At 69.7% G+C, this 23462-nt stretch carries 19 protein-coding genes; 15 read left to right on the forward strand and 4 right to left on the reverse strand.

Features of this window, described 5'->3' with window-relative positions:
* Positions 1 to 10: 10 nt before the first annotated feature.
* The 3 genes from NPJ82_RS06315 to NPJ82_RS06325 all read left to right on the forward strand — a co-directional run bounded on the left by NPJ82_RS06315 (position 11) and on the right by NPJ82_RS06325 (position 5591).
* Entirely contained in the window at positions 11 to 808 is a 798-nt protein-coding gene (locus NPJ82_RS06315) for an AIM24 family protein (protein WP_267349483.1), read from the forward strand.
* A 367-nt stretch (positions 809 to 1175) separates the two neighbouring features.
* Positions 1176 to 2765, forward strand: a complete 1590-nt coding sequence (locus tag NPJ82_RS06320) for a hypothetical protein (RefSeq protein WP_342658724.1) — start codon at positions 1176 to 1178, stop codon at positions 2763 to 2765.
* 102 nt (positions 2766 to 2867) lie between these two features.
* Positions 2868 to 5591: a TonB-dependent receptor gene (locus NPJ82_RS06325; protein WP_342658725.1), complete on the forward strand. Its 2724-nt coding sequence runs from the start codon at positions 2868 to 2870 to the stop codon at positions 5589 to 5591.
* Here NPJ82_RS06325 and NPJ82_RS06330 read toward each other — a convergent pair.
* Genes NPJ82_RS06330 through NPJ82_RS06340 form a run of 3 tightly spaced genes read right to left on the reverse strand, consistent with a single transcriptional unit; the run spans position 5588 to position 7244 of the window.
* A complete protein-coding gene (locus NPJ82_RS06330) occupies positions 5588 to 6346 on the reverse strand; it encodes a hydrolase 1, exosortase A system-associated (protein ID WP_342658726.1) in 759 nt (252 codons plus the stop codon). The genes NPJ82_RS06325 and NPJ82_RS06330 overlap by 4 nt on opposite strands.
* The gene (locus tag NPJ82_RS06335) at positions 6334 to 6975 is read right to left on the reverse strand and encodes a hypothetical protein (RefSeq protein WP_342658727.1); all 642 of its coding nucleotides are present in this window, start codon (positions 6973 to 6975) and stop codon (positions 6334 to 6336) included. The genes NPJ82_RS06330 and NPJ82_RS06335 overlap by 13 nt, the downstream gene beginning before the upstream one ends.
* The gene (locus NPJ82_RS06340; protein WP_112382575.1) at positions 6972 to 7244 is read right to left on the reverse strand and encodes an acyl carrier protein; all 273 of its coding nucleotides are present in this window, start codon (positions 7242 to 7244) and stop codon (positions 6972 to 6974) included. Before NPJ82_RS06340 ends, NPJ82_RS06335 begins: the two co-directional genes overlap by 4 nt.
* An 84-nt stretch (positions 7245 to 7328) precedes the next feature.
* On the opposite strand from NPJ82_RS06340, the gene NPJ82_RS06345 reads away from it, so the two are divergent.
* The 12 genes from NPJ82_RS06345 to NPJ82_RS06400 all read left to right on the forward strand — a co-directional run bounded on the left by NPJ82_RS06345 (position 7329) and on the right by NPJ82_RS06400 (position 22437).
* Complete coding sequence (locus NPJ82_RS06345) at positions 7329 to 8798, forward strand: AMP-binding protein (RefSeq protein WP_342658728.1); 1470 nt, start codon at positions 7329 to 7331, stop codon at positions 8796 to 8798.
* Positions 8795 to 10006, forward strand: a complete 1212-nt coding sequence (locus tag NPJ82_RS06350; protein ID WP_342658729.1) for a pyridoxal-dependent decarboxylase, exosortase A system-associated — start codon at positions 8795 to 8797, stop codon at positions 10004 to 10006. The genes NPJ82_RS06345 and NPJ82_RS06350 overlap by 4 nt, the downstream gene beginning before the upstream one ends.
* A gap of 118 nt (positions 10007 to 10124) precedes the next feature.
* The gene (locus NPJ82_RS06355; protein ID WP_149681740.1) at positions 10125 to 10769 is read left to right on the forward strand and encodes an XrtA/PEP-CTERM system exopolysaccharide export protein; all 645 of its coding nucleotides are present in this window, start codon (positions 10125 to 10127) and stop codon (positions 10767 to 10769) included.
* 10 nt (positions 10770 to 10779) lie between these two features.
* Positions 10780 to 12291, forward strand: coding sequence for an XrtA system polysaccharide chain length determinant (locus NPJ82_RS06360; protein WP_149681739.1), 1512 nt, complete (start codon positions 10780 to 10782; stop codon positions 12289 to 12291).
* Between the two features lie 8 nt (positions 12292 to 12299).
* Entirely contained in the window at positions 12300 to 13292 is a 993-nt protein-coding gene (locus NPJ82_RS06365; RefSeq protein WP_342658730.1) for a chromosome partitioning protein, read from the forward strand.
* Complete coding sequence (locus NPJ82_RS06370) at positions 13289 to 14959, forward strand: hypothetical protein (RefSeq protein WP_342658731.1); 1671 nt, start codon at positions 13289 to 13291, stop codon at positions 14957 to 14959. The genes NPJ82_RS06365 and NPJ82_RS06370 overlap by 4 nt, the downstream gene beginning before the upstream one ends.
* Before the next feature lie 19 nt (positions 14960 to 14978).
* Positions 14979 to 16052 carry an AAA family ATPase gene (locus tag NPJ82_RS06375; RefSeq protein WP_342658732.1) on the forward strand — a complete coding sequence of 358 codons (1074 nt, stop codon included), beginning with the start codon at positions 14979 to 14981 and terminating at the stop codon, positions 16050 to 16052.
* Entirely contained in the window at positions 16042 to 16893 is an 852-nt protein-coding gene (locus tag NPJ82_RS06380) for an XrtA system polysaccharide deacetylase (protein ID WP_342658733.1), read from the forward strand. Before NPJ82_RS06375 ends, NPJ82_RS06380 begins: the two co-directional genes overlap by 11 nt.
* Complete coding sequence (locus NPJ82_RS06385; RefSeq protein WP_342658734.1) at positions 16890 to 17912, forward strand: FemAB family XrtA/PEP-CTERM system-associated protein; 1023 nt, start codon at positions 16890 to 16892, stop codon at positions 17910 to 17912. The genes NPJ82_RS06380 and NPJ82_RS06385 overlap by 4 nt, the downstream gene beginning before the upstream one ends.
* 4 nt (positions 17913 to 17916) lie before the next feature.
* Positions 17917 to 19080, forward strand: a complete 1164-nt coding sequence (locus NPJ82_RS06390) for a TIGR03087 family PEP-CTERM/XrtA system glycosyltransferase (RefSeq protein WP_342658735.1) — start codon at positions 17917 to 17919, stop codon at positions 19078 to 19080.
* Entirely contained in the window at positions 19077 to 20549 is a 1473-nt protein-coding gene (xrtA, locus tag NPJ82_RS06395) for an exosortase A (protein WP_342658736.1), read from the forward strand. Before NPJ82_RS06390 ends, xrtA begins: the two co-directional genes overlap by 4 nt.
* 1 nt (position 20550) lies before the next feature.
* Complete coding sequence (locus NPJ82_RS06400) at positions 20551 to 22437, forward strand: XrtA/PEP-CTERM system amidotransferase (RefSeq protein ID WP_342658737.1); 1887 nt, start codon at positions 20551 to 20553, stop codon at positions 22435 to 22437.
* Here NPJ82_RS06400 and NPJ82_RS06405 read toward each other — a convergent pair.
* On the reverse strand, positions 22418 to 23395 hold the full coding sequence (locus NPJ82_RS06405; RefSeq protein WP_342658738.1) for an alpha/beta hydrolase: 978 nt from the start codon (positions 23393 to 23395) through the stop codon (positions 22418 to 22420). The genes NPJ82_RS06400 and NPJ82_RS06405 overlap by 20 nt on opposite strands.
* Positions 23396 to 23462 lie beyond the last annotated feature (67 nt).

Genomic DNA, 23462 nt, shown 5'->3' on the forward strand with positions numbered 1-23462 from the left:
GGAGGACGAGATGGCCGATTTCAGGACGAAGATCGACGAGCAGCAGGGCAATGGCATGCGGCTGGAACTCTTTCAGTTCAAGCGCAAGAGCTATGCCATGGCGCGCGCGGTGCAGGCGACGGCGCAGGGCGGAACGGCCGGGCAGGCCGCCGCGGCCCCCGTCTATGTCTACCCCGCGCATGAGGCGACCGCGCGGCAGGTTCGCATCGTGCTGGAGGGCGGGGCCGCGCTGCTGGAGCCGGGGGCGCTTCAATATGCGCACGGCGCGATCCATACCGAGGTGCAGCGCAACGAGAGCGGCGGCTTTCTGGCACGGGCGGTGAAATCGGCGGGGTCGGGTGAATCGGCCTATGCGACGCGCTTTTCGGGGCGGGGCGAGGTGTGGACCGAGCCGACCACCAAGCATTTCATCCTGGCGGCGATGGACGGGCCGCAGGATTCGCTGATCCTGGACGACGGCGCCTTTTACGCGTGCGACGCGAACATCCAGGTGTCGACGCATGTCCACCGCTCGGTCGCGGGGCTGTTTTCCGGCAACGGGCTGATGCAGCCCAAGCTGACGGGCGCGGGTGCGTTCGTCGTCGAGGCGCCGGTGCCGGTGGACGAGATCGAGGTGATCGAACTGGACGGGTCGGGCGAACTGATCGTCGATGGCGACCTGATGCTGATGTATTCGGCGACGTTGCAGGTGGAGTTGCGGCCGCTGGTGCAGGGCATTCGCAACGCGATGCGCAGCGGCGAGGGGCTGGTGTTCGTCTTTCGCGGGCGCGGCACGGTGTGGCTGACGCCCACCGCCAAGCTGGGGTGAGAGGCCGGGGGCGTGAGCGAACAGTCCAGCGACCCTGCATCTTCAAAGGTCGAAGCAGTGGCGCCTCCACAAGCGCCGCGTTCGAGGAAACGCCCCACCTCAACCCCTCCCCTGAAGGGGAGGGGCTCCCCATGCCATTCCGATAGCGTCGGTCTTTGACGAGCAGCATTGCTGCATTGCATCGAAACGGCCGATGCGGCCGCGCTGTGTCATCCCGGCATCGTCACGAAACCGTCACGCAGCCGTAACAGTTCTGACCCCGAAACCACATCTTCCCGTCATGCGGCCCGCCTAACCGCCGCGGGGAGATCGGCAGGGGGGAATGCTCTGGTCGATCGCACCATCCAAGATCGACCAGGAGCTTAACATGGCCCGCTTCCACCGCCTCGGCACTCTTCTACTGGCGACGACCGCGAGCCTGGCACTTGCCGGCTGCAACGGCGCGGACGGCGTCGCCTCGCCGGGCGAAGGCGTCATCGTCGTGCCGGGCACCCCGACGCCAACGCCCTCCACCCCCACACCGACCCCCACCGGACCCGGCACGCCCGCCGCGTCCTGCCCCACCGGCACGTCAGACGCCGGCATCGTCGGCAGCTATCGCGGCTGCCGCCTGCCGAGCCGCATCGAGGGTTCGCTGTCGCTCCAGAAGGTCGCGGGCGTCGCCTATGAGATCAACGGCCGCGTCGATGTCGGCGTCGACATCGGCGGCGCGGGCAACGCACCGGGCGGTGCGTCGGCCACGCTGACGATCGCGCCGGGCGTGCTGATCTATGCCAACACGACCAACGCCGATAACGACTTCCTGGTCGTCAACCGCGGCTCGCGCATGAACGCCGAGGGCACCGAGACGCAGCCGATCATCTTCACCGCGCAGCAGAATTTGACCGGCGGCGTCACCGACGAGAGCCAGGGCCTGTGGGGCGGCATCATCATGGCCGGCCGCGCGCCGATCTCGAACTGCAACGCGACCGTCGCGGGTGGTTCGGTGAACTGCGAAAACGTAGTGGAGGGCACCTCCACCGCGCTCTACGGCGGCGCGACGCCGACCGACAGCTCGGGCACCGTGCGCTACGTCCAGATCCGGTATTCGGGCACGATCATCAGCCCGAACAACGAGCTGCAGGGCCTGACGCTCGGCGGCACGGGCTCCGGCACGACGATCGACCACGTCCAGGTCCATAACTCGTCGGACGACGGCATCGAGGTCTTCGGCGGTCGCACCAACATGCGCTACCTGGTGATGACCGGCACCGACGACGACGCGGTGGATACCGATGTGGGTTGGCAGGGCTTCATCCAGTTCGTGCTGGCGATCCAGAAGCCGGTGAACACGCAGACCGACAATTATTCGACTGAGATCGACTCGAACAACAACGAGGACGCGCTGCCGCGTCAGCGCTACACGCTGTCGAACTTCACCTTCGTGCAGACCTCGACCGCGACCAACGCCGCGATCCGCCTGCGTGGCGGCGCCGATGCGCGCTTCGTCAATGGCATCGTGGTCGGCCCGACCGCCTGCCTCAACATCGTCGCGGGCGCCGATGCGCAGGGCAAGACGACGATCCGTCCCGCCAACACCGCGCTGGAGGACAATGGCCCGCCGGTGTTCAACTCGGTGCTGTTCGGTTGCGCCAACCCCTATGCGGAGACGACGGTGAACAACGTCACCGTCACCAATGCGGAAATGGCGGCGATCTTCAACGCAGCGGGCGGCAACAATGTCGAGCGCGGCACCGGCCTGCTGACCAACGGCTTCTACCCCGCCGGCCAGGCCACGACCGCAACCGCGTTCAACGCCTCCACGCTGAACCCGGCAGGCACCTCGTTCCTGGTTCAGACCAGCTATGTCGGCGCGGTCAGCGGCCCGAACGACACCTGGTTCCGCGGCTGGACGTGCAATTCCAACCGCGCCAACTTCGGCACGACGTCGGGCGCCTGTACCAGCCTGCCGAGCTAAGCAGCTCATCCACGCGGGCGGCCGGAGCCGCCCGCGAACCCATTCAAGGCTCGGGGCGGCGGGGGTCGCCCACGAGCCATTACTTCAAGGCTCGGGGCCATCATGACGTCATCCTACCTTTCCACCCTGCTGGCGAGCACCATCCTGCTTCCGGCCGCCGCCGTCGCGCAGACCGGCACTGCGGCGCCCGCGGGCGGCGGGGCTCCGGCCGGTCAGGTGGTGTCGCCGCAGGCCGGCACGCCGGCGCAGCAGGACCCGCAAGCGGCCGCCGAGCAGCAGCAGGAACAGGTCGACGTCTCGACCCCGGGCGGGGCGGCGAACACGGACGAGATCGTCGTGGTCGGTCGCAACATCCCCAATGTCGTGCGCGCCACGCCGGAGGTGCTGAACGTCCTGTCCACCGCCGACATCCAGCGGACGGGCGAGGGCGACATCGCCGGTGCGCTCAGCCGCGTGACCGGCCTGTCGGTGGTCGGCAACGGCTTCGTCTATGTCCGCGGCCTGGGCGATCGCTACTCCTCGTCGCTGCTCAACGGTTCGCCGCTGCCCAGCCCCGAGCCGCTGCGCCGCGTGGTGCCGCTCGACATCTTCCCGACCAACGTCATCGCCTCTGCGCTGGTGCAGAAGAGCTATTCGGTGAACTACCCGGCCGAATTCGGCGGCGGCGTCATCAACCTGACCACCAAGGCGGTGCCGGACAAGACCTTCTTCCAGATCGGCGGATCGCTCGGCGCGGACACGGTGACGACCAGCGAGCTGGGCTATACCTATGCCGGCGGCGATGCGGACTGGACCGGGTTCGACGATGGCACGCGCACGACGCCGGGCTTCATCAAGCGCGCCGGCATCGCGGGCACGTCGCCCGGATCGTCCGAGATCATCGGGCTGAACAACGCGCAGACGACGCTGCTCCAGCAGAACAACCAGTTGCCGGCCAACTTCTCCTATGAGGCCAGCTTCGGCAGCTCCACCGATATCGGCAATGTCCGACTGGGCGTGATCGCGGCGGCCGGGCTGTCGAACAGCTGGCGGACCCGCGATTCGCGCCAGCAGCTATCCGACGACATCGACGGCGGCCTGCTGCGCGATTTCCGCACCGTGCTGACCGATCACCGCGCGATCGTGAACGGCATGCTGGGCATGGGTGCCGAGTTCGGCGCGCACAAGATCCGGCTGACCAACCTCTACATCCACGACACGCTGAAGCAGGGGCGCCTGTCGCGCGGGACGACCGCCAATATCGGTACGCTGCCGGGCGGGATCGACCCGTTCATCAACCAGAATACGAGCTGGTTCGAGCGCGAACTGCGCGACACGCAGCTGGTGGGCGAGTTCAAGTTCGACGACATCTCGTTCGACGCACGCGGCGCCTATGCCAAGACCAAGCGCAACAGCCCGTATGAGCGCGGCTTCACCTATCAGTATAACGAGGCGATCGGCGACTATACGAACAACCTGAGCGGGTTGCAGTCCGCCGCCATCGCGTTCAGCGAACTGGACGAGCGCCTGTGGTCGGGTCAGGCGAACCTGACCTGGAACGTGCCGTTCGACCGGCCGTTCGCGGTGTCGGTCGGCTATGCCTATAACGACACGGCGCGTAGCTCCAGCCGCTACACCTTCCAATATTCGGGGCCGAACAACGGACCGGTGTCCGACACCATCGCACAGTTGCGTCCCGATTACCTGCTGTCCGACTTCACCATCCAGAATGCGGGCATCTATCTGCGCAACACGTCGACCGGGCAGGGAGCGGCCGCATATGACGCGAGCCTGCGCGTCCACGGCGCCTATGCGCAGGTGGAGGGCGAGATCACCGACGGGCTGCGTGCCACGGTCGGCGTGCGCTACGAGAATGGCGACGAGCAGGTGATGCCCTCGGGCAATGCCGCGCCGACGCGTATCGAGAATGATTACTGGTTGCCGGCGGTGACGATCACCTGGAATTTCGCCGAGGACATGCAGCTTCGCGGGCATATGTCCAAGACGCTGGCTCGGCCGCAGTTCCGCGAACTGGCGCCGCAGCTTTACCAGGATTTCGAGAGCGATCGCCTGTTTTTCGGCAACGCCTTCCTGAAGGACTCGCAGCTTTACAACGGCGAGTTGCGCTACGAATGGTATTTCGCGCGCGACCAGCGGTTCAGCGCCTCCGGCTTCTACAAGCGGATCGACGATCCGATCGAGGCGGTGGCGTTCTTCCCCGGCGGCGCGGACGTGCTCCAGACCGGTTTCGCCAATGCCCCGCGCGCCAAGCTGTACGGCGGCGAGGTCGAGCTGCAGAAATATATCCCGCTCGACGGGCTGAACATCGGCTTCCTAGCGACGCGCCGCCTGGTCGCGATCGCTAACTATACCTTCACCAAATCGTCGATCGACGCGACGGACCAGTTGATTGCCAGCCCGCTGCAGACCGGCGTCAACCCGGTGCTGCGCCCGGCCAACATCCTGTTCCAGGACGGTGCCTCGCTGGTCGGCCAGTCGGACCATCTGGTGAACCTGCAGCTGGGGCTGGAGGACAAGGAGAGCCTGTCGCAGCTGACCGTGCTGTTCAACTATGCCAGCAACCGCGTGACCAATCGCGGCCCGGTGTCGGGCGGCGGCGGCCTGCGCCTGCCGGATCTGATCGAGCGTCCGGGCATCCGTCTGGACGTGGTGGCGCGGCAGGGCGTCGATTTGCTGGGCGGTCAGTTCGAGGTGAAGTTCGAGGCACGGAACCTGACGGGCACCGGTTACCGCGAATTCCAGACCTTCGAAAACGGTGCGCAGGTGGACATCAACCGTTACCGCTTGGGTCGCATCTTTACGCTGGGCGTCAGCACCACCTTCTAAGCAAGTGCTGCCAGGATCGCCGCGTCCACCGCCTGCGGGTGGCCGGCGAAACTGTGGGAGGCGGTGGCCACGTAGCTGGTGGCGAAACGGTGGCGGCGGGCGGCGGCCTGGAAGCCGATGGCGGTGGCGTCGCCCTCGGCAAGCAGGATGGAGGCGTCCGCCCCCCAGTCGGCGATGGCACGCATCACGCGGTCCGAAAGGGGCGGGGTGGGCGAGCGCCACAGCTTCACCAGACCGGCGCGCAGGCGGGTCCGGTCGATGCCGCCGCGGGCGAGGCGCCACCATGTCGCGGGCGAGAACAGGCGTTGCGCATAATGCCGGCGGATCGCGGCAGCGGGGGGAAGTGCGTCATCGTCCTTCCCCAGCCACGGGTTCGCCAGAACGACGCGATCGATCCCGGCGGCGCGACCATAGAGCGCAAGGGTGGTGGCGGCATCGCAATTGCCGAAGCCGATCAGCCGCGTGACCTGCGGCGCTGCGGCACGGAATATAGCGGCGGCGGCGGCGAGATCGGGCGCGGCGGATTGCCAGCCGCCGTTCGCCCCTTGCGAATCGCCGATGCCGCGCCGGTCGTAGCGGAAGACGGGGTGGCCCCGTGCGGCGAGCCGGATCGCGAGCATCGTCATGCCGCGGTGCGCGCCCATGCGAGGTTCGTTGCCGCCGGAGACGATCAGGATGCCGGTGCTGCCCGCCGCGTCGTCCAGCGTGCCGAGCAGGGACGCCCCCTCGCACGCGAAGGCGATCAGGCGGCGCATCGCCGGACCCATGTCGCGATATCGTCCGCCAGCGCCGTGCCGAGCGTCAGGTCCGTGTCCGGTTCCGAACGGTGCCAGGGGGGAGCGCCGGGCAGCTTCATGTCCGCGGGGCGGGGATCGGTATCCAGGCGCACGACGCGGGTCGGTACGTCGCTGGCGACGGGGTCGTTGCCGGGCAGCGCGGCGAGCAGCGCGGGTGCGACGGCATTTCCCGCCACCATCTCGCCCGTCGACAGTCGCCGCCATGCACGCAGCAGATCGTCGCCCCCCTGCGGCGCCAGAAGCCAGCGCGCGACCATCGGCGCGTCGGTATCGAGAAGCGCGGCGCTGCGGATGGCGAGCGTGACGGCGGGGCGGTTCAGGGAGCGGACGGCGGTAGCGAGTGCGGTGCGCAGGTCGGGCAGGCACAGCGCATCGGTAGGAAGCGGGCTTTCGCCGGTGCCGGGCAGATCGGGCAGCGCCCCGGCAATGCCGCGATCCGCAAGATGTCGCAGGATCGCGACGGCAAGGCCGCGGGTGCGATTCGCTTCTTCGAGAAGCGGAAGGATGGCGATGACCACAACACCGGTCGGGGGGCCGAAGCGCAGCATCGCCTCGGTACCCCCCGACCAGGTGTAGCGATCGATCAAACGAGCGCCTTGCCGGCGGCGAACGCGACGAGGCTGCCGAAGCTTTCCAGCATCTCGCCGTCCACCTCGTCATCCTCGATCAGGACACCCAACCGGTCCTCAAGCTCGGTCAGCACGCCGGCGACCGCCATCGAGTCGAGTTCGGGTAGCGCGCCGAACAGCGGCGTGTCGGCGGTGAAGCCGGCAACGCGCTCCGGCGTCAGTCCCAGCACGTCGGCCAGAACGGCGCGGACGGTATGTTCGATTTCGTGGCGGCCTTCGGGGATCACGGCTTGTGGCCTCGCTATGGTTCAGCCCGCCCGTTAATGCGCGGGGGTGAATTCGGCAACGGCTTGGCGCATAGCGGCGGTGTCATGATCGCACTGGATGCCACCCCCCGACCCATCGACCATGTTCTGGCCGGCGCGCCCGGTGCGCCGGCGCTGATCGAGCGGGCGGGGGTGATGGACTATGCCGCGCTGGAGGATGCGGTCGCGCGGGCGGCCGGCTGGCTGGCGGCGCAGGGCTTTGCGCAAGGGGACCGGGTGGCGAGCTGGCTACCCAAGACGCGGATGGCCTGCATCCTGCCGCTGGCGGTGCCGCGCGCCGGGTTGGTGCACGTGCCGATCAATCCGGCACTGCGCCGGGCACAGGTGGAGCATATCCTGAACGACAGCGGTGCGCGGATGCTGGTGACGCAGGAGGTGCGGGCGGCGGGCCTTGAGGATGTGGCGACGCCGATCGTTGCCGAGGATGCGCTGGACGGGCCGCCGCTCGGCCGCTCCGGCGCCGATACCGGTGCGCTGGCGGCGATCCTGTATACGAGCGGATCGACCGGGCGGCCCAAGGGGGTGATGCTGAGCCATGCCAATCTGTGGCTGGGGGCGGTGTCGGTCGCGCATTACCTGAAGCTGGCGCCCGACGACCGGGTGCTGGGCGTGTTGCCGCTGAGTTTCGATTACGGGCAGAACCAGTTGTTTTCGAGCTGGATCGCGGGCGCAAGCGTGGCGCCGCTGGATTATCTGACCGCGCGCGACGTGGTGAAGGCGGTGGCGCGGGTCGGTGCGACGACGCTGGCCGGGGTGCCGCCCCTGTGGGTGCAGGTGCTGGAGGCGGAATGGCCGGCGGAGGTCGCGGCATCGCTGCGGCGACTGACCAATTCCGGTGGCGCACTGACGCCGCGCCTGGTGCGCGATCTGCGGGCGCGCTTTCCGGGCGCCGACCTGTACGCGATGTACGGGCTGACCGAGGCGTTCCGCTCCACCTATCTCGATCCGGCGCTGGTCGACGCGCATCCCGACGCGATCGGGCGGGCCATTCCCTTTGCCGAGGTGATGGTGGTGCGGGCCGACGGCACGCGTGCGGTCCCCGGCGAGCAGGGGGAACTGGTCCATGCCGGGCCGCTCGTCGCGGGAGGCTATTGGCAGGACGAGGAGCGTAGCGCGCAACGCTTTCGCCCGGCGCCGGAATTTGCCGTGTCGGGGGGCATGGCGGTGTGGTCGGGCGACACCGTGGTGGAGGGCGAGGACGGGTTGTTGCGCTTCGTCGGGCGGGACGATGAGATGATCAAGTCGGCGGGGAACCGGATCAGCCCGCAGGAGATCGAGGAGGCGGTATTGGCGGGTGGCGAGGCGCGCGAAGCGGTGGCGATGGGCTTGACGGACGACAGGCTGGGCCAGGCGATCCATGTCGTGCTGGCCGGCGATCCGGCGCAGGAGGCGGGCTTGCGCGCGCGGTTGAAGCGCGACCTGCCGAGTTTCATGCAACCACGCAGCTATGACTGGCGGGAAGCCCTGCCGCGCAACGCCAATGGCAAGCTGGACCGGGCGGGGTTGCGCGCATGAAGCCGATGGGACCGATCCCGCCGGAGTTCGCCGGGCAGCGGGGTGCGCTGGCGATCGGCGGGCGCGCGGCGGCGGAGTGGATCGAGGGGGACGCGCCGGTATTCGTCTATGACCCCGCCATCGTCGCGGCGCGGGTGGCGCGGTTCCGCGCGAGCTTTGCGGGCATCGACCTGCATTATGCGATCAAGGCCAATCCGTTCCCGCCGCTGCTGGCAGCGATGGCCGGCATGGTCGACGGTTTCGATGTCGCATCTGCCGGGGAACTGGACACGGTTGCAGGGCTTGGCCTGCCGGTCAGTTTTGCCGGGCCGGGCAAACGCGACGGCGAACTGGCCGCGGCGATCGCCGCCGGGATCACGCTGAACCTGGAATCGGAAGGGGAGGCGGAGCGGGCGCTGACCATCGCGGCACGCCTTGACCGGGTGCCGCGGCTGGCGGTCAGGGTGAACCCGGATGTGGAGTTGCGCGGATCGGGCATGCGGATGGGCGGGCGCCCCTCGCCATTCGGGATCGACGCGGTGCGGGTGCCCGCGCTGGTGCGGCGGCTGGTGGCGGCGGGAGCGGACTGGCGCGGTTTCCACATCTATGCGGGCAGCCAGGCGCTGGATGCGCAGGCGATCATCGACACGCACGCCGCGACGCTGGATCTGGCGGCGCGGCTGGCGGACGAGGCGGGCCATGCGCCGCCGCTGGTCAATCTGGGGGGCGGGTTCGGCGTGCCCTATTTCGCGGGCGACACGGCGCTGGAGGTGGAAACGGTGGGTGCGGCGCTGGTCGATGCCCTGTCGGGGCGTGCCGCGGTGCTGGCCGACAGCCGGTTCGCGATCGAACTGGGCCGCTGGCTGGTCGCGGAGGCGGGCGTGTATCTGGCGCGGGTGATCGACCGCAAGGAGAGCGGGGGCGAGACCTTCCTGATCCTGTCGGGCGGGTTGAACCACCAGCTGGCCGCGAGCGGCAATTTCGGCACGGTGGTGCGGCGCAACTATCCGCTGGCGGTGGCGCATGCGATGGGCGCGGAACGGCACGAGACGGTATCGGTGGTCGGGCCGCTGTGCACGCCGCTGGACCGTCTGGGCGACCGGGTGGCATTGCCCGCCGCCGCGGCGGGGGACGTGATCGCGATCTTTCTGGCGGGGGCGTATGGCGCGAGCGCAAGCCCGGCGGCGTTTCTGGGCCATCCGGCGGCGGCGGAGCGGCTGGCGCGGTGACGGTGCCGTCGTTTTGCGACTTTCCATGCGCCTCTAACGCTATGTTCACCTCTGGCACAGCATAGCGGAGGGTGAAGACGATGGCGCCGGACATGGCGTCTTGAGGAGTGATGTTCCGATGCCCGGCCCATTTGTCCGTTCCTGCCTGCTCGCCGGCATCGCTGCCACGGCACTGACCGGGTGCGCCACGACGACGACGCCGGCAGCGCAGTTGCCCGCGGCGTCCTATGTGGCAAGCAAGGAGCAGCCGGGCGAGGAATATGTGATCGGTCCGCTGGACCAGTTGAACATCTTCGTGTGGCGCAATCCCGAACTGACCGCCAAGGTGCAGGTGCGCCCCGACGGCCGGATCACGACGCCGCTGGTCAACGACATGCCCGCCGTGGGCAAGACGCCGGCGATGCTGGCCGACGACATGACCAAGGCCCTGTCCGAATATATCTCCAAGCCGATCGTCTCGGTGATCGTGGAGAATTTTTCCGGCACGTTCAGCCAGCAGGTGCGCATCGTCGGCGCCACCGAAAAGCCGGCATCGCTGCCCTACCGCGCGAACATGACGCTGCTCGATGCGATGATCGCGGTCGGCGGTCTCAGCCAATATGCCGCGGGCAACAAGGCCAAGCTGGTGCGCTACGACCGGGCGACGGGCAAGCAGAAGGAATATGCGCTGAAGATCGCCGACCTGCTGAAGCGCGGCAATTCCTCCGCCAATGTCCGGCTGGAGCCGGGCGACGTGATCATCATCCCCGAGTCGATGTTCTGAGGATGCGCGCATGAACGGCATCCTGGACGAGGTACGGCTGGCGCTGCACGCGGTGTGGACGCGGCGCTGGGTCGCGCTGGCGGTCGCCTGGGCCGTGTGCGTGCTCGGCTGGCTGTTCGTGGCGCAGATACCGAGCCGGTACGAGTCGCGCGCCCGCGTGCTGGTCGACATGCAGTCGATCCTGCCCGCCGACCTGAACGGGGCGCCGCAGGCGGCGCAGCAGACGGTGGACCAGGTGCGCCAGACGCTGATCTCGGCGGTGAACCTGCAAAAGGTGGTGCGCGGCACCGATCTGGCGAACACGGTGGCGAACGACCGCGACGTGGCCGACCGGGTGTCGTCGCTGGCGCAGTCGATCAAGATCGACAGCCAGCAGGACAATCTGTTCCAGATCACCACGACGATGAGCAGCCCCAAGCTGGCGCGCGACGTGACGCAGAAGCTGATCGACATTTTCGTCGAAACCAACCTGGCGGGCGATCGCAGCGCGACGAGCCAGAGCCTGGCGTTTCTAGACAAGCAACTGGCGCAGCGGCAGCGGCAACTGGCGGATGCGGAGGCCAAGCGCGCCGACTTCCAGAACCGGTATCTGGGCGGCCTGCCGGGTACCGGGTCGGTGAGCGACCGGATCGGTGCGTCGCGCGCGCAGATGGCGCAGGTGGACGGCGACCTGGCGGCGGCGCAGTCCGGGCTGGCGGCGGTGCAGGGGCAGATGGCGTCCACCGCACAGACCGTGGCGGGCCCGGGGGGCACCACCGGTGGCCCGGCGCGCGCGCGGCTGGCGGCGATCCAGGGTCAGCTGGCCGATGCGCGGGCGCGCGGCTATACCGACAATCACCCCGATGTGGTGGCGCTGAAGAGCCAGCTGGGCGCGGCGACCGCGGCGGCGCGGGCCGAGCCGGCGGGCACTGCGGGCGGTGCGACGGCCAATCCCCTCTACCTGTCGCTGCAATCGCTGGCGGCGGACAAGCAGGCGCAGGTCGCGGCACTCCGGATGCGAAAGGCGCAGTTGCAGGGCGACCTGGACCAGTTGAACGCCAAGCTGGCCGGCGATCCGGAGGTCGCGGCCGAGCAGGGCCAGATCGAGCGCGATTACCAGGTGCTGCAGGACCAGTATAACCAGTTGCTGCGCCAGCGCGAACAGATCGCGCTGCGCGGTCAGGCACAGACGCAGACCGATGCCGTGCGCTTCAGCCTGATCGATCCGCCGACGCTGGCCTCCAAGCCGGTGGCGCCGAACCGCATGTTGTTGCTGAGCGGCGTTTTCGTGGCCGGATTGGGCGCAGGTGTCGCCGCGGCGTTCGCGCTGGCGAAGCTGAGGGGGACGTTCACCACGGTTGGCGCGCTGGAGCGGGCGACCGGCATGCCGGTGATCGGTGCGATCGGCGAGGTGGTGACCCGCGCCCAGGCCGAGGCACGGGCAAAGCGGCTGAAACTGTTCCTCGGCGGGACGGCGGCGCTGGGGGTGGCCTATGTGCTGCTGCTGGGTGTTGAGGTATTGCAGCGCGGAATGGCGGCGTGAGGACCCAGATGAGCAACCCCAGACCGCGCCGATCATCCTCGCTGCTGGAACGTGCGGCCGAGATATACGACTTTTCGGCGCATGTTCGGGCAACGCCGCCGGCGGCGGTGGCCGTGCCGCCGGAACGGGAGTTCGAGGCGCCGGTCGCGATGCCGGCGACGCCGGGTAATGACGGGCCGGTGCTGCTGAACATTCCCGAGGTGTTTCGGGCGAGTGCGGCGGACAGCGCGTTCCTGGCAAGCGAATATGCGCCGGGCTTTACCGATGTGGCGACGATCGACCGGGCGATGCTGGCGGAAAACGGCATGATCGTGCCCGGCGCGCCGGTGGGGCCGCTGGCGGAGGAATTCCGGCTGGTGAAGCGGCAGCTGTTCGTGACGCGCGAACGGCTGCTGGCGGCGGGCGAGACGGACAAGGCGCGTAGCGTGCTGGTCTGTTCGTCGCGGCCGCGCGACGGCAAGACGTTCTGCGCGATCAACCTGGCGCTGTCGGTGGCAGCGGAACGCGATACCGAGGTGTTGCTGGTCGATGCCGATTTTGCCAAGCCCGACGTGCTGGCGCGGCTGGGGCTGCCCGAGGGACCGGGGCTGCTGGATGCGCTGGACGATGCGCGGATCGACGTCGAGACGCTGGTGGTGCGCACCGACGTGCCGCATCTGTCGGTATTGTCGGCGGGTACCAAGACGGCGAGCGACACCGAATTGCTGGGATCGGCGCGAACCCGCGCGGTGCTGGCCCGGCTGCTGGAGGCCAATCCCCGCCGCCTGATCATCTTCGATTCGCCACCGGCGCTGGCGGCGTCGCCCGCCTCGGTGCTGGCGATGCTCGTCGGGCAGGTGATGCTGATCGTGCGGGCGGACCGCACGCCGGAAAACGAACTGGCCGCAGCGGTGAACCTGCTCGACGGGTGCGAGCATATCCAGCTCGTGCTGAACTCGGTGGCGTTCGTGTCCGGCAGCCAGCGGTTCGGCAGCTATTACGGGCAGGAGGGCGCACGGTGAAGGCAGTGGCGGCCCTTGCCGGCCTCGTCCTGGCGGTGCCCGCGGCGGCGCAGACGGGCGGCGGCGTCGCCGGCCCATCGGTGCCGTCGCAGGCGCAGGTTGCGGACGGGACCGCGAACGGGGCGCCGGCATCGGGCCGCACGGTGGTGCAGCCCTATATCGAACTGGGGCAGGTGCTGGCGGCGGACCTGCGCTCCGGCGACGTGCTGACCTATACCACGCTGGCCGCCGGGGTGGATGCGTCGATCGCCACCGCGCGCGCGCAGGGGCAGGCCAGCTATCGCTACGAGCGGCGGATCGGCTGGGGCAACGATCTGGCGGACAGCGACGTGCATGCCGGGCTGGCGCGCGGGTTCGTGTCGCTGACCCGCGGGCTGAGCCTGGAGGGCGGGGCGCTGGCGACGCGGGTGCGATCGGACATTCGCGGCGATGCGCCGGGCGTGCTGGTCGGCAATGTCGGCAACACCAGCCAGCTTTATTCGGCCTATGTCGGGCCGAGCTATACCGGCCAGCTGGGCCTCGCGACGGTGAACGCCAATTACCGGCTGGGTTATACCAAGGTGGAGGTGCCGTCGATCGGCGGCATTTCGCCCACGCTGCCGCGGCTGGATTATTTCGACGACAGCTGGAACCACATTGCGACCGCCAGCATCGGCGTGGCGCCGGGCGTGGTGGCGACGCCGGGCTTTACGGCCAGCGGCGCCTATGAGCGCGAAACGGCGGGGCAGTTGTCCGGCCGGTACGAGGGCTGGTACGGGCGCGGCGACGTGCTGTGGCCGGTCTCCCCTTATGTCGCGCTGGTCGGCGGGGTCGGTTACGAGCGGATCGAGACGAGCCAGCGCGACGCCTTGCGCGGTGCGGACGGGGCGCCGGTGCTGGACGGGGATGGCCGCTTCGTCACCGATCCCGCCTCGCCGCGGCGGATCGCGTATCGGACGGACGGCGTCTATTACGATGTCGGCGTGATGTGGCGGCCCAACCGCCGCACCGCGCTGGAGGCGCGGGTGGGCGAGCGGTTCGGATCGATCAGCTACACGGGATCGCTGCGCTATCAGGCGTCGCGCAGCATGGGTGTGGCGGTCGTGGTGTATGACGGCGTGCAGACCTTCGGACGGCAGCTTCGCACCGGGCTGGCCAGCCTGCCGACCAGCTTTATCGGTGCGCGCGACGTGTTCGGCCAGGGGGTGAATGGCTGCGTCTTCTCGACCAGCGGGACGACGCCGGGCGGATGCCTGAACGACGTGTTCCAGTCGGTGCAGACGGCCAGCTACCGCGCGCGCGGGGTGGACGGGATCGTCACGGTGCAGCGGGGACTGGCGACCTGGGGCGCGGGTGCCGGCTATGCCAACCGGCGGCTCTTTGCGCCGAACGTGCCGGGGGGCGTGGTGCTGTACGGGCTGGAGGACGAAAGCTGGTACGGGCAGCTCTTCTATGCACGCCAGTTGAACGCGGTGTCGGGCGTGGACCTGAACGCCTTCATCAATCATTACAGCAGCGAGCTTGCGGGGGCGGACGATGTCGTCTCGGTGGGGGCGACCGCCAGCTATTACCGCAATTTCGGACGGCTGGGCACCACGGCCAGCGTCGGGCTGTACCACTTCCAGGTGGGCGACCTCGACAGCGCCTTGTCCGCACAGGCGCTCATCGCCGCCCGTTACTATTTTTGATCGGCCGGAAAGGCAGGATATGTACGACACGCATTACGGGCTAACCGGACGGCCGTTCCAGCTGACGCCCGACGCGCGCTTCTGGTACGAGACGGCGACCCACCGCAAGGCGATGTCCTATCTGGGATATGGGCTGGCGCAGGGCGAGGGCTTCATCGTCATCACCGGCGATATCGGCGCGGGTAAGACGACGCTGGTCGGTCACCTGCTGGAGACGATCGATCCGCGGCGGCTGCATGCGGTGACCATCGTGTCGACCGCGATCGACGCGCGCGACCTGCTGCGCACCATCGCGACGCAGCTGAACGTCGATCCCGACGGGCTGGAAAAGGCGCAGCTGCTGACCGCGATCGAGCGGGGGCTGCACGGCGTCGCGCGGACCGGGCGGCGGACGCTGCTGATCGTGGACGAGGCGCAAGGGTTGCCGGTGGATGCGCTGGAGGAGCTGCGCATGCTCTCCAACTTCCAGGCGGGCGGACATGCGCTGCTCCAGATCGTGCTGCTCGGCCAGCCCGAGTTTCGCGAGCGGCTGCACGGGTCGGAGCGGCTGGAGCAACTGCGCCAGCGGATCATCGCGATCCACCATCTCGACCCGATGGAGGAACATGAGGTCGCCGATTACATCGCGCATCGCCTGTCGATCGTGGGGTGGCAGGGGCGGCCGGACTTCGCCGACGACGCGTTCGCGGCGCTGTACCGCGTGTCGGGCGGCGTGCCGCGGCGGTTGAACCTGCTGGCCGGGCGGGTGATGCTGCAGGCGGCGGTGCTCGACCTGACGCTGATCGATGCCGGGGTGGTGGAGACGGTGGCGGAGGACATGGCGGCGGACCTGCCGATGCCGACCGAGGCCGTGGCTCCGGAACCGGTGCGCTTCGTTGCCGACGAGGTACCGGTGCCCGTCACTCCGTCGCCCGCTCCGGCCCCCGACGAGGGATTGCGCGCGCGGGTGGCGGCGCTGGAGACGCGCGTCGAGCAGCAGGAGGCGGCGCTGCGCCGTATCCTGACGCTGCTGGTCGACTGGGTGGAATCCGATCGCGAACAGCCCGACCTGTCGCCCCTGCACCGACCGAGCGCGTGGGACCATGCCGCCTAAGCCCCTGAACGGCATGTCGGTCGACGTGGAGGAATGGTTCCAGGTCGGCGCGTTCGAGCGGGTGATCGACAAGGCGGACTGGGACCGGCTGGACGCCCGCGTCGAGGCCAATACCGGTGCGGTGCTGGACCTGTTCGCCGAGACGGGAACGCGCGCGACCTTTTTCACGCTGGGATGGGTGGCACACCGCCACCCACGCCTGATCCGCCGCATCGTCGATGCCGGGCACGAGATGGCGAGCCATGGCTGGGATCATGCCCGCGTCTTCACCATGGACGCAGGGGCGTTCCGCGCCGATCTGGCGCGGGCACGGGCCGCGATCGAGGATGCATCGGGGCAGCCGGTGACGGGCTACCGCGCGCCGAGCTTTTCGATCGATGCGCGCACTCCATGGGCGCATCAGGTGCTGGCCGAGGCAGGCTATGCCTATTCCTCCAGCGTCGCACCGCTGGCGCACGACCATTATGGCTGGCGCGAGGCGCCGCGCTACGCCTATCGCCCGCTCGGCGACAGCGCGCTGATCGAGGTGCCGGTGACGGTGGCCGAGATCGCCGGGCGGCGATGGGCAACGGGGGGCGGCTTTTTCCGCCTGTTGCCGGGGCAGTTGATGGACTTTGCGGTGCGACAGGTGAACGCCGAGGCGCATGGTGCGGTGTTCTACTTCCACCCCTGGGAGATCGACCCGGACCAGCCGCGCGTGGCGAACGCGCCGTTGAAATCGCGGGTGCGGCATTATTCGCGGCTGGGCGCGATGGCGGGCAAGCTGCGCCGACTGGCGAGGCGGCACGACTGGGGCCGGATGGACGCGGTGGTGGCGCAGGAGGCACGGGCGCTGTCATGACCGAGATCCGCGTGGCGGACCTGCGTGTGGCCGGTGAGGCCGCGCGCATCGATGCGTTCGTGCAGCAGGCGCCGGGCGCCACGCCCTTTCACCTGACCGGCTGGTCGCGCGCGGTGGAGCGGGGCACGGGGCAGAAGGCACGCTATCTGGTGGCGGAGCGCGGCGGCGTGCCGGTGGGGGTGCTGCCGCTGACCGCGATGCGATCGCCCCTGTTCGGTAAGGCATTGGTATCCGCCGGGTTCGGTGTCGATGGCGGCGTGCTGGGCGAGGGTGTGGACGCGCTGGCGGCGGCGGCCTGGGCTATGGCGCGGGCCGGGGGGATGGGCAATGTCGAGTTGCGCGGCGGGCCGGCACCCGAGGGCTGGGCGGTGAATGACAGCAGCTATCTGGGCTTCGTCCGGCCGCTGGCGGCGGATGACGAGGCGGAATTGAAGGCGGTGCCGCGCAAGCAGCGTGCGGAGTTGCGCAAGGCATTGGCGCTGGACCTGCAGATCGAAACCGGCGGCGGGGCGCGCGACCGGGCGGCGCATGCACGCGTTTACGGCGAGTCGGTGCGCAATCTGGGGACGCCGGTATTCCCGCGCGCGCTGTTCGCGGCCGTACTGGACGAACTGGACGCCGACATCCTGACCGTGCGGCATGAGGGCCGGGCGGTGGCGAGCGTGCTGAACCTGTATTTCGGCGGAACGGTGTATCCTTATTGGGGCGGGGGTACGCAGGCGGCGCGGGGCCTGCGCGCCAACGACGCCATGTATTTCGCCCTGATGCGTCATGCGCGCGAACGCGGATGTACGCGGTTCGACTTCGGTCGGTCGAAGACGGGCACGGGGGCCGCCGCGTTCAAGAAGAATTGGGGGTTCGACGGCCAGCCGCTGCGCTATGCCAGCCGGCACGAGGGCGATGCGCGCGAGGTGAACCCGCTGAACCCCAAATATGCCCTGATGGTGGCGACGTGGAAGCGCCTGCCGTTATGGCTGGCCAATCGTGCCGGGCCCTGGATTTCCAGGGGGCTCGGCTGAGGCGGTGAAGGACCTGCTGTTCCTGGCGCACCGGGCGCCGTTTCCGCCCGACCGCGGGGACAAGATCCGCAGCTTCCATATCCTGTCGCATCTGGCGGCGCGGGCGCGGGTGCATCTGTGCGCCTTTGCCGACGATCCGGCGGACCGGGTGGTGCCGCCCGCGCTGGCGGCGCGGCTGGCGAGTTGCCGCATCGTACCGCGCACCAAATCCAGCCCGCGCGCGGGGCTGGAGGCGCTGGCGAGCGGGCGGCCCCTGTCGCTGACCGCCTTTGCCGATCGCCGGATGACGGCGGCCGTCGCGGACGTGGTGCGCGCCCACCCGATCGCTGCGACCTATGTCTTTTCGGGGCAGATGGCGCCCTATGCCCCGGCGGGCGTGCCGATGACGATGGACATGGTGGATGTCGATTCCGCCAAGTTCGCGCAACTGGCCGAGGGCGCGCGCGGCCCCATGGCGTGGATCTATGCGCGCGAGGCCAGATTGCTGGCGGCACATGAGCGATCGGTTTCGGCGCGCGCCGCGGCGACGTTGTTCGTCAGCGCGGCGGAGGCAGCGCTGTTTCGCGCAGGCGGTGGTCGGGGACGGATCGTCGCGGTCGAGAACGGGATCGATGCGGCGACCTATGACCCGGCCACGTGTCAGCCGGTGGCGGCGGGGGCGGAAACGATCCTGTTTACCGGACAGATGGATTACCGCCCGAATATCGAGGCGGTGACGTGGTTTGCCGACCATGTCCTGCCGATCGTCCGGCAGAGCCGGCCGGCGGCGGTGTTTGTGATCGTGGGGCGGGCGCCGGTGGCGGCGGTGACGCGGCTGGGTGCGCGGGACGGGGTGGTGGTGACGGGGACGGTGCCCGACGTGCGCGGATGGCTGGCGGCGGCGCGGGTGTGCGTGGCGCCGCTCAGGCTGGCGCGCGGTATCCAGAACAAGGTGCTGGAGGCGATGGCGATGGCCCGCCCGGTGGTGGCGACGCAGGCGGCGGCCGAGGGCATCGACCATGGCGGCACGATCGCGGTGGCCGATAGCCCGGAGGCGTTCGCGGCGGCGGTGATCGCGGCGCTGGACGGACCCGCGGATCGGCCGGACGCGCGCGCCCAGGTGCTGAGCCGCTATGACTGGGGCGCGCGGCTGGCCCCGCTGGACGCGCTGATGGGGCTGGAGGCGTGAGCCGCCGGTGGCGCTGGCATCTGCTGGTGCTGGCGGCAGTGTGGCTGGCGCTGGTGGCGCTGTTCTGGCGGGATGTGGTGCAGCTGGTCGGTCTGTGGTGGACGAACACGACCTATGGGCATTGCCTGTTCATCCTGCCGGTGGTCGGGTGGCTGGTGTGGCAGCGGCGGGCGCAACTGGCGGAACTGCGCCCGCAGGCGTGGTGGCCGGGGCTGGCGCTGGTGGCGCTGGGCGGGGCGGGCTGGCTGATGGGCGAGGCGGGGACGGTGGCGTTCGCGCGGCAGCTCGGGCTGGTGCTGATGTGCCAGGGGGCGGTGGTGACGCTGCTGGGGCCGATGGTGGCGCGGGGCGTGCTGTTCCCGCTGGCCTATGCGCTGTTCGCCGTGCCGTTCGGGCAGGAACTGGAGCCGTCGCTGCAACGCGTGACGGTGGCGATCGTCATGCCGCTGCTGCATCTGGCGGGGGTGCCGGCAGCGGTCGACGGCGTGTTGATCCAGGCGGGGGCGTATCGGTTCGAGGTGGCGGAGGCATGTTCGGGATCGAAGTTCGTGCTGGCGATGCTGGCGTTCGGGGTGCTGGTGGCGAACCTGTGTTTCCGGCGCTGGACGCGGCGGGCGGCGTTTCTGGCGGCGTGCCTGGTGGTGCCGGTGCTCGCGAACGGGGTGCGGGCGTGGGGGACGATCTATGGTGCGCAGCTGTTCGGGATCGAGGCGGCGGCGGGGTTCGACCATATCGTGTTCGGATGGCTGTTCTTCGCCGCGGTGATGGCGGCGGTGCTGGCGATCGGGTGGCGATGGTTCGACCGGGCGCCCGATGACCCCGCCTTCGACCCCGCTTCACTGTCGGGCGTGCCGCGCCGGCGCATCGGCCTGATCCCGGGCGCGGCGCTGGTGATCGCAACGGCGGCGGTTTTCCCCAGCTGGGCGGCGATGACGGGCGGGCGGGTGGCGACGCTGCCCGCGCAGATGGTGCTGCCCGATGTGCCGGGATGGCACCGCGCGCCGCTGGGGTCGGCATGGCAGCCCTGGTATCCGGCGGCGGACCATTATCTGTTCGGCCGCTATGTCGATGCGCGCGGGCGGCCGGTGGATGTCGGCGTGGCGGTGTTCGCCGAGCAGCATGGAACCAAGAAACTGGCGGCGTTCGGCACCGGCGTGCTGCGCGAGGACGACCGCTGGGTGCGGGTGGCGGACATGGCGCCGATCGCGGGCGGATCGGCCATGCGGATCATGGCACCGGGACCGGTGGAGCGGATCGTGGCGACATGGTACCGGGTCGGTGGCGAGACGACGGCGGACGAAAGACGGGTGAAGATGGTGACGATGAAGGCCCGCCTGCTGGGGGAGGTGCGACCGGCGACCGCGATCCACCTGTCGACCGAGGGGCGCGACCCCGCCGCGATCGGCGACTTCGTCGCGGCGACCGGCGGAACGGCCCGGTTCGCGGACCGGCTGACGGCGGCGCGCTGAGATGTGCGGGATCGCAGGGATCTTTCATCCGGGCACGCCCAAGCCGGTCGATCCGCCGCGGGTGCGCGCGATGATCGCGGCGCAGGCGCACCGCGGGCCGGACGGCGACGGGGTATGGACCGCCCCCGGCGTCGGGCTGGGCCATCGCCGACTGTCGATCATCGACCTGGCGGGATCGCCGCAGCCGATGATCGACGGCGAGATCGCGGTGACCTTCAACGGCGAGATCTATAATTTTCAGGCGCTGCGGGCCGAATTGCGCGGGATGGGCGCACATTTCCGCACCGAGGGCGACACCGAGGTGCTGCTTCAGGGATGGCGCTACTGGGGGCCGGCGATGCTCGACCGGCTGGACGGGATGTTCGCCTTCGCCATCCACGACATGCTGGCGGGCGCCCTGTTCCTGGCGCGCGACCGGCTGGGCGTGAAGCCGCTGCACTGGGCCGAACTGTCCGACGGATCGATCGCCTTCGCCTCCGAACTGAAGGGGTTGCTGGCGCATCCCCTGCTCCGCCGGCAACCCGACCTGACCGCGGTCGAGGATTATCTGGCGCTGGGCTATGTGCCCGACGATGCCTGCCTGATCGCGGGCGTGCGCAAGTTGCCGGCCGGGCATTACCTGCTGGTCGAGCGCGGGCGGGGCATTCCCCGGCCGCGACAATGGTGGGACGTGGATTTCTCCCGGCGCGCCAGTGGATCGGCGGCGGCGCTGGGCGAGGAACTGCTCGACCTGATGCGCGCGGGCGTGACCAGCCGGATGGTGGCGGACGTGCCGCTGGGCGCGTTCCTGTCGGGCGGGGTGGACAGCTCGGCGGTGGTCGCGCTGATGGCGGAGGCGAGCCCGCGCGCGGTGCGCACCTGCACGATCGGGTTCGAGGAAGCGGGCTATGACGAGCGCGCTTACGCCGAGACGGTCGCGCGCCGCTTCGCCACCGCGCATGCGACGCGGGTGGTGCGCAGCGACGATTTCGGGCTGATCGACACGCTGGTCCATCATTTCGACGAGCCGTTCGCCGATGCCTCGGCCCTGGCGACCTATCAGGTTTGTGCGCTGGCAAGGGAGCATGTGACCGTGGCGCTGTCGGGTGACGGCGCGGACGAGGCGATGGCCGGGTATCGCCGGCATGCGTTCCAGGCGGCGGAGGACCGGGTGCGCGGCCTGTTGCCGGCGGGGTTCCGGCAATCGGTGTTCGGGACGCTGGGCAATCTCTATCCAAAGGCCGACTGGGCGCCGCGGCCGCTGAGGGCCAAGACGACGCTGCTGGCGCTCGCGGCCGGAAGCGCGGAAGGCTATGCGGCGAGCGTCGCCGTGACGACGTCGGCCCTGCGCGCGCGGCTGTTCACGCAGGAAGCGCGGGCCGCGCTGGGCGGACACCGGGCCGAGGATCGTTACGTCGCGGCGATGGAGAATGCCCCGGCGCAAGGGGCGCTGGACCGGGTGCAATATGCCGACCTGAAGATATGGCTGCCCGGCGACATCCTGACCAAGACCGACCGCACCTCGATGGCGGTGGGGCTGGAGGCGCGCGAGCCGCTGCTCGACCACCGGCTGGTGCAGTTCGCCGCCAGCCTGCCGCCGGCCATGCGGTTGCAGCGCGGATGCGGCAAATGGCTGATGAAGCGCAGCCTGGAGCGGTATCTGCCCGGGGACATTCTGTACCGGCCCAAGATGGGGTTCGTGACGCCGATCAGCGACTGGTTCCGCGGGGCGCTGGCCGAGGAGGCGGCGGGGCTCGCCACCTCGTCGCTGCTGCGCGAGACGGGGTGGTTCGCGCTGCCCGAGATTGCGCGCCTTGCCGACGACCACCGCGCCGGCCGCGCGGAGCATGGCCGGACGCTGTGGCAGTTCCTGATGCTGGAGCGGAGCCTTACGCGGCTGTTCGGTTGAAGCGCTGGCGCAGCCACAGGTCGAACAGGTGCGGCCATTCGCGTGGCGGCGTCCCTTCGGCCGCGCGGCGCGCACCGAAGCCGTGGCCGCCGCGTTCGAACAGGTGTGCTTCGACGGGTACGTTTGCGGCGCGGGCCGCGGCGAGGATCGCGAAGGATTCCTCCACGCGGGCGGCGGGGTCGTCCATGGCGTGGGCGATGAAGAGGGGCGGGGTGTCGGCGCGGACGCGGGGCGGAGTGTCGTAGCGCGTCACGGTTTCGGGGGCCGGGGTGGGGCCGAGCAGGTTGTCGGTCGAGCGGCCGCGGGTGCGCGGGTCGGACATGCGAGTGACGGGGTAGACGAGGCCGGTGGCATCGGGGCGGGTGGATTGCCGGTCGGCGGCGTCGATGGGGGCATAGACGCGGTCGGCGTGGCCGACGGTAAGCGCGGCGGCGAGATGGCCACCCGCCGAGAAGCCGAGTGCGGCGAGGCGGGTGGGGTCGATGGCGTAGCGGGCGGCATTGGCGCGGATCAGGCGCATGGCGCGCTGCGCATCCTGAAGCGGTACGTCGGCACGGTTCGCCCAGCCCTCGCCGGGGAGGCGATAGGCGAGGGCGAAGACGGTGATGCCTTGCGGGTTGAGCGCGCGGGCGACGTCGATGCCTTCGTTTTCGATCGAGACGAAGCCATAGCCGCCGCCGGGGATCGACAGTACCGCGCGGCCGTCCGGACGCTCGGCACGGAAGACGCCGATGACGGGTTCGATGACGCCGCGCAGCCAGAGTTCGGGGTCGGCGGGGTTGCCGCTCATTTCCGGCGCGTAGCGGGGAAGGGGGCTGGGGGCGCCGGGGGGTGGGCCGGGCCAGAGCTTGACGTGTTCCGCAGGCGGCCAGGGGGTTTGGGGGCGGGCCTGGGCGGTCGCGCGGGTGGCCAGCGGCAGCGCGGCGGTGGCGGCGATGAGCGTGCGTCGGGAAATCATGCTGGCCTCTCCGCAGTTTGGGGCGGAGATTGGCGGGGTGTGGGGTTGGGGGCAAGGGGGACTATGG

Source organism: Sphingomonas sp. NY01, assembly GCF_038809135.1.
Taxonomy (GTDB): Bacteria; Pseudomonadota; Alphaproteobacteria; order Sphingomonadales; family Sphingomonadaceae; genus Sphingomonas; species Sphingomonas carotinifaciens.

Bases quoted from the DNA above. Each gene is read 5' to 3' on its own strand.
- NPJ82_RS06315 (WP_267349483.1), top strand. From the start codon at position 11: ATGGCCGATTTCAGGACGAAGATCGACGAGCAGCAGGGCAATGGCATG.
- NPJ82_RS06320 (WP_342658724.1), top strand. From the start codon at position 1,176: ATGGCCCGCTTCCACCGCCTCGGCACTCTTCTACTGGCGACGACCGCG.
- NPJ82_RS06325 (WP_342658725.1), top strand. From the start codon at position 2,868: ATGACGTCATCCTACCTTTCCACCCTGCTGGCGAGCACCATCCTGCTT.
- NPJ82_RS06330 (WP_342658726.1), bottom strand. From the start codon at position 6,346: ATGCGCCGCCTGATCGCCTTCGCGTGCGAGGGGGCGTCCCTGCTCGGC.
- NPJ82_RS06345 (WP_342658728.1), top strand. From the start codon at position 7,329: ATGATCGCACTGGATGCCACCCCCCGACCCATCGACCATGTTCTGGCC.
- NPJ82_RS06350 (WP_342658729.1), top strand. From the start codon at position 8,795: ATGAAGCCGATGGGACCGATCCCGCCGGAGTTCGCCGGGCAGCGGGGT.
- NPJ82_RS06355 (WP_149681740.1), top strand. From the start codon at position 10,125: ATGCCCGGCCCATTTGTCCGTTCCTGCCTGCTCGCCGGCATCGCTGCC.
- NPJ82_RS06360 (WP_149681739.1), top strand. From the start codon at position 10,780: ATGAACGGCATCCTGGACGAGGTACGGCTGGCGCTGCACGCGGTGTGG.
- NPJ82_RS06365 (WP_342658730.1), top strand. From the start codon at position 12,300: ATGAGCAACCCCAGACCGCGCCGATCATCCTCGCTGCTGGAACGTGCG.
- NPJ82_RS06375 (WP_342658732.1), top strand. From the start codon at position 14,979: ATGTACGACACGCATTACGGGCTAACCGGACGGCCGTTCCAGCTGACG.
- NPJ82_RS06380 (WP_342658733.1), top strand. From the start codon at position 16,042: ATGCCGCCTAAGCCCCTGAACGGCATGTCGGTCGACGTGGAGGAATGG.
- NPJ82_RS06385 (WP_342658734.1), top strand. From the start codon at position 16,890: ATGACCGAGATCCGCGTGGCGGACCTGCGTGTGGCCGGTGAGGCCGCG.
- NPJ82_RS06400 (WP_342658737.1), top strand. From the start codon at position 20,551: ATGTGCGGGATCGCAGGGATCTTTCATCCGGGCACGCCCAAGCCGGTC.
- NPJ82_RS06405 (WP_342658738.1), bottom strand. From the start codon at position 23,395: ATGATTTCCCGACGCACGCTCATCGCCGCCACCGCCGCGCTGCCGCTG.